Consider the following 12,698-nt stretch of genomic DNA (forward strand, 5'->3'; position numbering starts at 1 on the left):
CCTATTCGCCCAGCTCAGCAGCCCAATCGAAATCGATCGGCGGCGCAGTCGGCTCCTCGGCCGCCGCGCCGCTGCTCGCGCCTTCGGCATCCCGGCCGTCCCACTGGCATGCCCGCATGTCGACGCGTCCGTCGTCCAAAAACGTCACGCCTTCCGCGACAAGCCTCGCCCGTTGCTCGTCGGGCCCGCCGAACGCGAAACCCGGCGCAAGCGAGCCGTCCTTGAACACCACGCGGTGGCAAGGGATCCCCGTCTGAGCCGCGCAATCCCACGGGTCGGGGTTCCCGTGCATGGCATACCCGACGAACCGCGCCTTGCGAGGCTGTCCGATCAGCCGCGCGATCTGCCCATACGCCGCAACCTTCCCACGTGGCACCCGCCGCACCGTCTCATACACCTTGTCGTTGAATTCGCCCATGTTCGGCCCCCGATCACATGCTGCGGCAACATCGTCTGCTTCCGCACAATTATAGGCAGGAAATCCGACAACTTGCGCAAATCCGCTATCTTGCAACCTCGCGAAATCTCTCAGGCCCCCTGTCGAAACCTCGGCTAATTCCCAGCTCAGACATGGTAAAATCACATGTTCGAAAAATTGGCACAGATGGTTGCGTCGGGCACGGCGCGGGCGGCTGGGGAAGGGACTTGGCCGCTTGGGGGAATGCGGGTGCGAATCCCGTGCTCTACCAGGAACCGTATACGCTGATGAACGGGTTGGCGGCTTGGCTTATGCGCGGGTCCGCCGGCAGGCACCGCCGCAGGCATGCGGGCCGTTCAGGTGAGGCGAAGTCGGAATGCCCATCCATCGCACGAAGCCCTGGAAGAGAGGTTCCGATGACCATCGGCGAATCGTCCGAACGCGCGCAAAGCGTCGGGCAAACCCGCGTTCAAGCGGGCTCGTCTGCGCCCTCTGGCGCGAAGGCCGCAGCACAGCGGCCGTCAACATCGCCCATTCGGCGCGTATTCTCGGTATTCTTAGCAGCAACGCTCGCGGTGTCCATGACGCCTTCTGCAGCGCTTGCCGAAACGCAAGAGGCTGCAACGGCCAACGCGCAGTCGCAAGCGCAGGAGCTTGATAGCGCCCTGACGCAAGATCAAAACGCGGAAAGCACGGCGCCCGCCGATTCGGCTGCGTCCGACTCGTCCGGCGCAACGGCATCCGGTCCCGAGCAGAGCGAAACCTCTGCCCAGCCCGAAGGGGCGGCGGCTTCCGCGCAGCCTGAGGCTGCGCAAGCAAGCGTTTTCGCAGATGAAACCCTTGCCAATGCGCTATCTGATGACGACGATGCGGGTGCCCAGGCTGACGTGTCCCTGTCTTCAAGCGCGAAGGTCTATATCCAGGACGCCAAGGACAATAGCTACTCCACGAAGTCGGGCTCCCTTTCCGCAGGCGACACCTTGTGGGCAAACGTCTACGACGAAGAGGACTGGGAGGAATACTCCGTCTCCAACCCTGGCACGTGGACGTATGCCTGGATGGCGGGCTCCAAGAAATCGGAGTCGGTCTCCGACTACACCGAGCTGGTCGGCCAGTCGCAAAGCCTTACCGTCACGTCCGACATGGCCGGCAAATACTTCATCTGCAAGGTAACGGCGGATGGCAAGGACTACTACGGCCCGGCGAAAAGCTACGGATCGGGCGTGAACGCCAATGACGTTCCCGGTCCCGTTCTGTCCGCCGGTCAGGCGCAACTCTACAAGGTTACCCTCAGCTCCAGCGCTCCCGCCGTCGGCGATACGCTCACGGCCGCTGCCTACACCAGCTATTCCGCACAAGTGACCGATGACATCAACGTTTCCTATACCTGGAGCTACTCCGATTCCAAATACGGGACGTTCACGGTCATCGAAGGCCAGACGGCCGGCACCTTCGCCCTGACGTCCGAATATCAGGGCAAGTACATTAAAGTCACGGCAAGTGCGGGCGTGAACGAGCAGTCTGCAACCACGTCCGACGCCGTTCTGTCCGCCGGCGCCGTTAAGCTGGCGGGCGTGGAGCTGAAGGCTCCCTCCACCGAGATCGGCGCAACGCTCACGGCGAAGGCGTACACCGGATTAAGCTCTAGCCCAACGTACGTTGACGACTCAAAAGTCACGTATACGTGGAAGAAGTTCAAGGGAACCTCGGCTCCCTCCAGCTATGCAACGTGGGAAACCATCGAGGGCCAGAACGGCAGCACCCTCTCTGTCGACGACGGCCTGGAAGGGTGTTACGTAACCGTGTCGGCCAATGCCGGTGCGAACGACGTTACGTACGGCGGTTACTCCACCAGCTATGTGGGGCCCTTCAAGCAGGCCGGCGCCGTCGATATCTATAGCGCTTTTCTTGCCCCCGCCGGTTCCGAATCCGGTTCCTACGTCTATTGCGTGGGCGACACGGTTAGGGCGCTTGCCAAGGAGAAGGGCGCGTCTTCGTTCATCGAAGCCTCCAAGCTGAACTTCCAATGGCAGCAGAGCGATTCGAAAAACGGGTCCTATACGGATATTGCCGGCGAAACGCAGGAAACGCTCGCGTTGACCGACGCGCTGCAGGGCAAATACGTCAAATGCGTCGTTTCCTCGAAGATCGGCAGCAGCAAACGCACCACGAGCGCCACGAAGACCATCGCTGCCGCCGGCTCCATCAACGTCACCAATGTGCAGTTCGAAGGCTCTACCGGCAAAATCAACGTCGGTGACACCCTCACGGCAACCGCAACGGCTGCATCTGGCGATGTGTCCGACAACGCCCGCGTCGCGTGGTCCTGGTACTACGGCGATAGCTCGAACTCTTGCACCACCAAGATCGAAGGCGCGCAAAGCAACACGTTCACGGTGGCTGACGCCTACCTGGGCAAGTACATCCAGGCCTGCGCCGACGGCGGCTTCGGCGATGTGAAGGCAATCCGCGGTCCCGTGGTTGAAGCGGGTGCGGTGACGCTTCATCATGTCGAGGTCACCGGTTCGGCAAAGGTGGGCGCCGTGCTCACGGCCGCCGCTTACACCAGCAGCTACTCCAAGGTTTCCCCAACCGACAAGGTACATTACCAGTGGCAATACGCTGACGCCAAGACCACGTCCGATTCCGATTTCAAGGATATCCAGGATGCGGCCGATCAGCCCACGTACACGGTATCCGATGCCATGGTGGGCAAGTACATCCGCGTGAAGGCCGTCAGCGACGGCTCGGTGGTCAGCACGCAAAAGCCCTCGTACTATGGCGGCACCACATCCGTGAACCCTATCGGCCCCGTTACCATTGCGGGCCAGTACACGCTTTCCTCCGTTGAGATCAAGGACGTGGCAACCACCATCTTGCAGGTCGGCCGCACCGTCACGCCTCAGGCGAAGGTCTCCAGCGGCTATTACAACCAAAACGTGCCCGACGACGCCAACCTTACTTATACCTGGTATGCCAAGGGCGGCGAAGATGCCGATTGGCAGCAGGTCACGGGCGGCGTTTCCTCCGATGGCGAGCTGACCATCGGTGCCTCGCTTGCGGGCAAATCCCTTAAAGTCACGGCGTACTCCTTGGACAACACGGTCGAATGGGTGTCGGGCACCACGGTGGCAGCAGCAGGCGAGTACGATCTGCTGCGCGTGATCACCACGCCGCAGGCGATCAGCTCCACCACCCATCTCGTCACCGGTGACGCCGTGACGGCCGAGGCCCAGTCCAAGCGAGCCGACTTGAATACCATCAACGGCGTGAAGGTCGACGACGGCGTCGCCTTCTCGTGGTTCGCCGCCGATGCGGCTGACGGGCAGTTCACCCAGCTCGAAGGCGTGGAAGGCGCAAGCATCAGCGTGCCCGCTGCGGCTGCCGGCAAGTACCTGAAGGTTGTTGCGACCAGCGGTTCCTCCCGCGTGGAAACCGTGTTCGCCAACAAGGTCATCGATCGCGATTCGATCGATGCGGTGGTGCAGAAGCTGTCCGAGAAAAACGTCAAGCCCGCGCCCGAATACGGGAACGACGCCAACCTCAACAGCGTGCTTGAGGCGAAGATCGCCGAAATGGGCTTCCAAGGCGTTACCGCCAAGGTGGACTCCGTCCAATTCGTCTCCGCAAGCGACAAGGCGACGGTCGGCGTTTCCGCCGCCGATGACGACACCAACGGCGCCATCACGTTCTTCGACATGGACCCGAACGAGTATTCGGGCTACAACTTCGACGGTCTGCGTACCGCCAAGGTTTCGTTCACCCTTTCCAAGGGCGGCGAAACCGCCAGCTATGCGCCGGGCAGCGTCCTCATTCCCTGGAACGAGGATAAGCTTCAGCAGCGCCTGGACAACGTTGCCCAGCAGCTGGCCATCGGCTATTCCAACGGCGACAACGCCGATGCCGTCACCGGCAAGGTCACGCTTCCGTATCGTGCCGGCTCCGCCAACAAGTACGAGGTTGCATGGGAGAGCTCCAGCGACCAGGTGAAGATCAGCGGTTACGGGTGGAGCGATTATGCCGGTGCGGTCACGCGCACCGCATCGGACCGCCAGGTCACGCTGACCGCAACCGTGAAGCTGCTCAGCAACGCTGGCGGCGATAGCACCAGCGTTACGGGCACCCATGCCTTCGATATCACGGTCAAGGGCGATCCTGATAAGGTTGCTGCCGAAAAGGCCGCTCTGCAAAAGAAGGTGGGCGCCGGCTTCACGTACGACAACGTGAAGTATTCCGGCGAAAACTCCGTCGCCGACAAAGACGGGCTTTCCGATGACCTGCAGATGCCCACCACGCGCACGCTCGACGTGGATGGCAAATACTACAAGGTCGAATACTCCGCCAGCACCGACCATATCTCGTTCAACGGCTACAAAGGCACGGTTTACCAGCCGCAGCCGGGGGAATCCGCGGCGGCAACCAGCATCACGCTGACGGTCGCCGACAAGTCGAACCCCGAGATCACGGCAATCAAAACGCTTGATTACCAGGTCAAGCCGCTTGATCAGGCGAACGTGGACGCCGAGCTCGCCCTTATGGAGCAGGCGAAGGCGGGCTACGCCGCCGCTATCCTGAACGGCCAGGACGCCAAGGCCGTTACGGGTGATTTGCACGCGTTCCAGAAGGCCTATCTCGACGCCGACGGCAACCTGGCATGGAGCTACGATCGCAACACCACCGACGCAACCGCGCCGGGCATCGTGCCGGTCGATCTGCCGGGCTACGACAGCATGGGCACGCAGGGCTGGCGCACGTTCAAGTCCAGCAACCAGGCCGTCGTCTCCCACGAGAACCTGCAGGTAACGCAGCCTGAATACAACACGAAGATCACCATCGCCTCGAGCCTGTCAAGCCAGAAGTACGCCCGCTATGCCGAGCGCTTCCCCGACAATCAGGCCTACGCGAAGCTGGCGAACCAGGAAGTCGCCGCGACCATCACGGTCACCGGCACCAGCGGCATCGTGAATCCGCAGGTCAGCGCCACGTGCTCCGTAATCGGCGTTGATGCGCAGGGCAACCAGCAGACGTGGGCCGCCGCGCAGAGCTTCACGCTTGCAAACGGCGCTACCGCGGCCGACTTGTCCGAGGAGCTGTTCCGTCAAACCGGGTTGAAGGCGGACTACAACCCCAATGGCAGCTGGGGTTGGATTCTCAACACCATCGCTTCGCCGTTCGATAAGACCCTCATGCTCGGTTATGACCAGAAGACCGGCAAGTACTGGCAGCTGTTCATCAACGGCAAGGCCTCTACGGTCGGCGCGGGCGGTTACGTCCTTGAAGAGGGTGACAGCGTCCAATGGGCCTACAGCGCCTATGGCGAATCGGCGCCCACGGACGCCCTTTCGGTGTCGTGCGAGGTCGTCGGCCAGGATGCTAATGGAAACCAGCAGATCTGGGCGCAGCCGACCACCTTCGACGTGTCCGAGGGCTCCACTGCGGCAGATTTGACGCGCGCCCTGTTCAATCAGGCGGGCCTGACCGCCGACATCCAGGATTCGTCATACGGCTTCTACCTCAACACCATCACCTCGCCGTTCGATGAAAACGTCACGCTTGGCTGGGAAGAAAGCACCGGCAATTACTGGCAGCTGTTCGTAAACGGCGAATACGCGAACTCCGGTGCCGATGGCTGCGTTCTGCACGCCGGCGACAAGGTCAGCTGGGTCTACGGCGCCGATGGCGCCATGCCCGGGCAGATGAACATCACGGTGGAGGTTATCGACCAGGACGACAGCGGCAAAGCCGAACGCTGGGCGCAGCGCTCGCGCAACGAGCTGGCAACCGCATCCTTCGACGACATCTGCTTGAGCTTCTTCAAAGAATGCGGGCTCGTTTGCGATGTTCGTGAGTATGGGTCTTCTTGGCTTCTCGTTTCCATAACCTCGCCATCTGGTGTTAAGCGCCAGGGCGGATGGAACTGCCTGATCAACGGGAAGGCCATCAACAGCTCGGACGGGCTTATGCTCAAATCCGGCGACACCATTTCCTGGGTGCATGGAACGAACACGCTTCCGAACCTTGACGAGGTGACGATCGATCCTTCCGCGCCTCGCCCCGATTGGAAGGCGGATTGGGCCGGCGATCAGTCCCGCCCCACCACGGCGGCAACCCCTACCGACTATATGAAGTCGGACTGGACGCTCGACTACAAGCAGTTCTCCAGTGCGCAGTATCCTAACGCCAGCGAGCCCGTCATCGTGAACGGTTTCGTGTACCTGGCCGTAAACAATCGCTTGCTTAAGATCGATTCGTCTACGGGCGAAGTGGTTGCGCAGGCTAACCTCATCTCCTCCATCGGCTACACCACGCGCCCCGTTTATGCTCAGGGCGTGATCATGGTCCCGCTTGACGGCGGCGCCGTGCAGGCTCTTACGGCCGATAACCTGACTACCGTGTGGGCCACCGACAAGCTCAGCGCCCTTGCGCAGTCCAATTCCGCGATCACGGTCAGCGGCAACTATGCGTATGTGGGCACGTGCGACGTGGATTTCGCGGCTGGCACCTACAACAACGGCTTCCTCACCTGCATCAACATCCTTACGGGAGCGGTGGTTTGGCAGCATAACAACGCCGGCGAAGGTTATTACTGGGGCGGTGCCGTGAACGTGGGCGCCTACACGGTCGTGGCAACCAGCGCCGGCACCGTCGAGGTGCTCAGCGGTGCGGGCTCCGTTGTCAGCACGGTTTCCCTTGGCACGCTGGTGAACTCCTCGTGCGTGGCGTCGGCCGACGGCAAAACCCTGTACGTGATGTCCCGCGATGGCAAGCTGCACGTGCTTGCCATCGACGAGCAAGGCTCCATCAAGGAAACCAAGGTCGTCGATCTGGGCCTTTCCGGGTGCGCCAGCATGCCTACCGTCAACGGCAGCACCATGTACGTCGGCGGCGAGGTGGAAGGCGGCGCCGCGGCGCTTGCGATCGTCGACCTGGATAGCCTGGCATCCACGCTCATCACCCAAGCCGACGGCGCACTGCTGCCTTGGACGAAGGGATTGGGCGGCATCAAGGCGGCCCCGCTCGTGTCCACGCAAAACGGCGAAACGTATGTGTACTTCACGGTAAACTCTGGCGAAACCAGCGACTGGGTGAACTACACCTCGGGCGGCGGCGTGTATCGCTACAAGGTCGGCGATGCGCAGGCAACGTTGGCCTACGATGCCAAGGGCTTCAACAACTGCTGCGATTCCCCGGTCATCTGCGATGCCGAGGGCAATCTGTACTACATCAACGACTCCGGCACGCTGTTCAAGCTGGTCGGCGGCGGTGAGAAGCCTTCGCCTTCGCCCGTGCCCGATCCGGCTCCCGCGCCGCAGCCCGGTCCCGCGCCGCAGCCCGACCCGGACCCCGATCCGAACCCGGCTCCCGGCTCCGACCTCGGCACGCAGCCTACGGTCGCCGGATCGGTCGCCCCTGCATCTGCGCCTGTTGCAGCGGGCGGTGCCGCGCAGCAGACCGACGGCGTGTCGGCAAGCGCTTCTGCGCACCAGGAGGTTTCCTCTTCTGCGAGCGTGAGCGCTAGCGGCGCCGCCGAACAGCGCACCGCTACCGCCAACAGCTCCGATTCCTCCGACGATGTCGAAAACGACAACGGTTCCCACGGCCCCATTTGGCCCTACGTGGTCCTCGCCCTGGGCGTTGCGGGCATCATCGGTGCAGGTGTCTGGTGGCTGCTTGCCAAGCGCCGCATGAACGGCGTCAAGTAGGAGGCCGCTATGTCCGAGCGAATCAACGAAGCCGCCCAAGAAGAGACGGCTGCGGCGGGCGATGCTGCCCGGCGCAGCTCGGCGGAGGCGGCCGCTCTGACCGCGGGTTCGACGCCTTCTGGGCAGCAGCCGCATTCGAGCTCAGCCTCGCGTCTTTCCCCGAAGGTCAAAGGCGGCATCATCGCGCTCCTTGCTGCATCGGCGCTGCTCGTCTGCGTCGGCGCTTTTGCCCTTGCGGGCGGCTTCGGGGGGCAAGATGGATCGGCTGCTCAGTCGTCCGCTCAGGAAGCGCAAACCACGGAGCAAGGCAGCGTAACGGCAATGAAGGTCACCGGCGAGGTCAAGGTCGATGCCGAATCGGAGGCGCATTCGAAGGCGGAATCCGATTCATCCGAGCAAAACGGCGAATCGGGCTCCTCTGCCGGGCAAAACCCTGATTCGGATTCGGCCGGTAACGGCAACGACGGCGGTGCGTTCGCGGATTCCGGTAGCGCCGCAGGCGGCGGCTCCCAGCCTTCCACTTCAGCGTCGGGCGATTCCGGGTCGCAAGCTTCCGGCTCCGCTGGCCAGCAGTCTCCTGCGGCGAACATCGTCACCGTATCGGTGTCGGTTTCCAGCAGCGCCGTCGGCAATCCGGTTTCCGCCAGCGGGTCGTACTCGTTCAATGCCGGCGCCACGCCCTACGATGCGCTGTGCGCCCTTGGCTTGTCCGTCAACGCGCGTAGCACCTCGTACGGAACCTACGTTGCCGCGATCGGCGGGCTTGCCGAAAAAGAGCACGGCGGAACCTCCGGCTGGATGTACTCCGTCAACGGCAGCACACCCATGACGGCATGCACCAACTACGTGCTCTCCAACGGCGATGTGGTCGTCTGGTACTATGTGACCGGCTAGGGAAACCGTTGTTCCAGAATGTAAGGCCGGGGCTCTCCCCGGCCTTTTCCATGAAGCCGAGATGACCGCTGCATGAACGCGCCCCCGGCCACAGGGGGGGGTGCGCGCCCGCCTTTTCCGTGAAGTTGAGATACCTTATATGACCTGCGTGTTCCATACCTACCATCCCATCGTTCCATTCGCGTTCATCGCGTGCTCGCTTGCGTTGAGCATGGGGTGCATGCATCCCGTTTACGTGACCTTCTCCCTTGCGGGGGCGTTGGCGTGCTCGGCGGTGTGCCGCGGCGGGCGCGCGACCTTGCTGTCGCTGAGATGGGTCATCCCGCTCTGCCTTATCGTGGCGGCGGCGAACCCGTTTTTCGTGGCATCGGGCTCTACCGAGCTGTTTCGCATCGGGTCGCGAGCGGTATATGCCGAGGCGGTCATCTACGGCTTATGCTCGGGTGGTATGTTCGCCGCCGTGTTCCTGTGGTTTGCTTCCTATTCGGCTTGCCTGGATAGCCAACGTACCATGATGCTGTTCGGGCGCCTGCTTCCCGTTGTCACTTTGATGGTGTCGCAGGTGTTGCGCCTGGTGCCTCAATTCGTTTCGCGTGGACGTGCCGTTTTAGCGGTGCAGAACGCCGCTAGTGCCGCAACGGCGCAAACCAAGCGCGAAAAAGCCGCAGCCCGTTTGCGCGTGGTGAACGTGCTCATGGGCTGGGGAATGGAGGATTCCCTTGAACGTAGCGATGCCATGCGCGCCCGTGGCTACGATTGCGGCGCAAAACGCACGTCGTATCGTCGTTTCCATATCGGATTTGCCGATGTTTGCGTGCTAGCCTGCTTGTTCGTCCTGGTCGCAGCCTCGGTGGTTTGCGCGGTGGTCGAATTGTCGGGATATGCGTTCTATCCGACCATGAAGGCCGTTGGCCCCTGGTGGCATTTTGCGCCTTATGCTCTGCTCATGCTGTTCCCGGTCGCCCTATCTATCCTGGATTGGTGGCGTTGGAGGTCGTGCCGATGAATCCCCAAAACCGCTCTCTTTTCGAAAACAATGCCCAGGACGCCGAAGAATCCCTTGTTCCGGCAGTGCAGGTGGGCGGTCAAGTGCCCGAGCTCCCCGGACGTTCTTACGGGATGGCGGCATCCGACGCTGCACCGTCGTGCGCTCCGAAGGACGCTTCTCGTCCCTGCGCCGATGCGACCGAAGAATCCCCTATTCCTGCAGTGCTGGTGAGCGGCTATACGTTTGTCTACCCGCCCGAAGAGGGGGATCGTGGCGAATCTCGCGCAGTCTTGAGCAATGTGGGCATTCGCGTCGAGCAGGGTGCGTTTTGCGTCCTCGTTGGGGCCACCGGCTCGGGAAAAACCACGCTTTTGCGCTCCCTCAAACCTGAACTCGCCCCGGTTGGCGAATCGTCAGGCGGCATCTTCGTGCTCGGCCGCTCCTTGAAGCCGCATAAGGATCGCCGAGCTGCAGACCATCCGGCGAACCCATCCGCAAATCCGTTCGCAAACCCGATAACCCCGCTGGAATCCGCCCAGCTTATCGGCTATGTCATGCAAGATCCCGCTGCGCAGATCGTGTGCGATACCGTTTGGCACGAGTTGGCGTTCGGCCTGGAGAACCTGGGAACCGAACCCGACCAGATGCGCCGCCGCATTGCAGAGGTTGCGCACTTCTTCGGCATCGAGCCGTGGATCAGGTCGAAAACCGAAGATCTTTCGGGAGGTCAAAAGCAGCTTGTCAACTTGGCTGCCGTGCTCGCGTTGCGCCCTAGGATCCTGCTGCTTGACGAGCCGACTGCCCAGCTCGACCCCAACGCCGTCAAGCAGTTCCTGTTCATGCTTTCCCGCGTGAACCGCGAACTCGGCATCACCGTCGTCATGGCCACGCATTCGCCAGAGGACGTTCGCTCGTATGCAACCCAGCGCATCGACTTAAGCGCGCCCGGACCGATCGGCACGTTCGAGGGCGCAAAAGCCGCGTTGTCTCCGTATTTCGAAAGCCGATGCGCTCAGCTTGCCGATGCTGACGCAGCCTTAACTGCCCGTGACGTGCATTTCCGCTTCGACCGTCATGCGCCTTGGGTCCTTCGCGGGGTGGAGTTTCGCGTCCGACAGGGCAGCGTCCATGCGCTTGTGGGCGGCAACGGATGCGGCAAAACCACGCTTTTGCGTTGCCTTGCCGGCGTGCTGACGCCGCAACGCGGCCGTATCGACAATAAGCTAGCGGCATCTCAGGCTTTGCTGCCGCAAGACCCCAAGGCGCTTCTTGTGTGCGATTCCGTAGAAGAGGAGCTCATGGAGTGGGCGTCGCGTTGCGCCTACGACGAGCAGGCCGCGCATGCCATGGCGCAGCGCTTCGGCTTGTCAGACCAGCTGAACCGCCATCCATTCGACTTGTCCGGCGGGCAGCAGCAAAAGCTCGCGATCGCCAAGCTGCTGCTCGCGCAGCCTCGGTTGCTGTTCCTCGACGAGCCTACGAAGGGACTCGATCCCGCATCGTCCGCCGACCTTTCGCGCATCGTGAAGGCATTGGCGGCGGAGGGCAAAACCATCGTCTTGGTCACGCACGATCTGGACTTCGCATTCGCTACGGCGGACGAGGTCTCCATGTTCTTCGACGGAGAGCTCGCCTGCACGGAGCCTGTTCAGGACTTCTTCGACAACAACCTGATCTATCGTCCGAATTCGGAGTGCCGTTTCTTCGGTCAAATCGCGGAAGACGGTGTAGCTCATGACGAATAATCGCCCCAAGCGCGACCATCGCGCAAAAGGCCGAATCGCCCTGGAAGCTCTATCGATCTGCACAACGCCCGCAATCCTGGTAGCATGCACGCTCGCGAACGCCGATCAGACGGCGCTTCTGTCCCTTGTGGTCGTTCTCGCGTCGCTCGGCGTGTTCTTCGCTGCATACGAATCCTCCGCCCCGCGTTTGCGCGACATCATGCCAACGGTGGTCCTTGCCGCCCTTGCCGCAGCAGGGCGAATCCTGTTCGCCCCCATCCCGGATCTCAAACCGGTCAGCGCAATAGCCATCATCGCCGGCGTGGTGTTCGGCCGCAAAAGCGGGTTCATGGTAGGTGCGCTTGCCGCACTGGCATCGAATTTCTTCTTCGGTCAGGGCCCATGGACCCCATGGCAGATGTACGCATGGGGTCTCGTAGGGTACGGGGCAGGGCTGTTGACGGCAATCCCCGCAAAAGCCTCTAAAGACGCCGATAACAGCAGGCTCGCCGAATGCGGGGAAGACCGGAGCTCGCGCAAGCAGCCCTTGATCGAGCGACATGCCGTGATCATCTATATATATGGTTTTGTTTCGTGCCTCATGTACGGTTTCATCCTCAACGCATGGAGCATCCTTAGCTTCTACCACGCGCAAGCAAGCGGCCTCGCCGGAATCCTGTTGGTCTACGCAACTGCTCTGCCATTCGATGTGACCCACGGTGTAGCCACGGTCGTGTTCCTGGCGGCGCTATATGCCCCTTGGCGTCGCAAGCTGAAGCGAATCAAAAGCAAGTACGGAATGGAGTAGACAAGCTGGAAGGAGCAAAACACAACATGTAGTATGTAATCTAAGAAATACCAGCAAATGTAGAAGCATACGCTACATATTGTGTACAGGATGTGAAGACCAGGGCAAAATCCGAATCAAGGGATTGTCAAGAGGCCGCCGGCCGCGTAATATACATCCCCGC

6 protein-coding genes are annotated in these 12,698 nt (G+C 61.7%); 5 read left to right on the plus strand and 1 reads right to left on the minus strand.

Going from position 1 to position 12,698, the window contains the following annotated elements:
* Position 1: 1 nt before the first annotated feature.
* Positions 2-418 (minus strand): MGMT family protein, encoded by a 417-nt coding sequence (locus tag Q0D52_RS08410; RefSeq protein WP_366930339.1) that lies wholly within the window; start codon positions 416-418, stop codon positions 2-4.
* A gap of 581 nt (positions 419-999) precedes the next feature.
* Between Q0D52_RS08410 and Q0D52_RS08415 the strand changes: the two genes are divergently transcribed.
* From Q0D52_RS08415 to Q0D52_RS08435, 5 genes are all read left to right on the plus strand, one after another.
* Positions 1,000-8,121, plus strand: coding sequence for a DUF4430 domain-containing protein (locus Q0D52_RS08415; RefSeq protein ID WP_294381952.1), 7,122 nt, complete (start codon positions 1,000-1,002; stop codon positions 8,119-8,121).
* A gap of 9 nt (positions 8,122-8,130) precedes the next feature.
* Positions 8,131-9,015, plus strand: coding sequence for a DUF4430 domain-containing protein (locus tag Q0D52_RS08420; protein WP_294381954.1), 885 nt, complete (start codon positions 8,131-8,133; stop codon positions 9,013-9,015).
* Positions 9,016-9,154: 139 nt separating this feature from the next.
* A complete protein-coding gene (locus Q0D52_RS08425; RefSeq protein WP_294381957.1) occupies positions 9,155-10,021 on the plus strand; it encodes an energy-coupling factor transporter transmembrane component T in 867 nt (288 codons plus the stop codon).
* A complete protein-coding gene (locus tag Q0D52_RS08430) occupies positions 10,018-11,748 on the plus strand; it encodes an ABC transporter ATP-binding protein (RefSeq protein WP_294381960.1) in 1,731 nt (576 codons plus the stop codon). Before Q0D52_RS08425 ends, Q0D52_RS08430 begins: the two co-directional genes overlap by 4 nt.
* The gene (locus Q0D52_RS08435; RefSeq protein WP_294381965.1) at positions 11,738-12,535 is read left to right on the plus strand and encodes an ECF transporter S component; all 798 of its coding nucleotides are present in this window, start codon (positions 11,738-11,740) and stop codon (positions 12,533-12,535) included. The genes Q0D52_RS08430 and Q0D52_RS08435 overlap by 11 nt, the downstream gene beginning before the upstream one ends.
* The last annotated feature ends 163 nt before the right edge of the window (positions 12,536-12,698 follow it).

Origin of the sequence: uncultured Senegalimassilia sp. (genome assembly GCF_934630535.1) — a bacterium.
Taxonomy (GTDB): Bacteria; Actinomycetota; Coriobacteriia; order Coriobacteriales; family Eggerthellaceae; genus Senegalimassilia.

Coding starts and splice junctions, on each gene's coding strand:
- Q0D52_RS08410 (WP_366930339.1), bottom strand. CDS start 418: ATGGGCGAATTCAACGACAAGGTGTATGAGACGGTGCGGCGGGTGCCA.
- Q0D52_RS08415 (WP_294381952.1), top strand. CDS start 1,000: ATGACGCCTTCTGCAGCGCTTGCCGAAACGCAAGAGGCTGCAACGGCC.
- Q0D52_RS08420 (WP_294381954.1), top strand. CDS start 8,131: ATGTCCGAGCGAATCAACGAAGCCGCCCAAGAAGAGACGGCTGCGGCG.
- Q0D52_RS08425 (WP_294381957.1), top strand. CDS start 9,155: ATGACCTGCGTGTTCCATACCTACCATCCCATCGTTCCATTCGCGTTC.
- Q0D52_RS08430 (WP_294381960.1), top strand. CDS start 10,018: ATGAATCCCCAAAACCGCTCTCTTTTCGAAAACAATGCCCAGGACGCC.
- Q0D52_RS08435 (WP_294381965.1), top strand. CDS start 11,738: ATGACGAATAATCGCCCCAAGCGCGACCATCGCGCAAAAGGCCGAATC.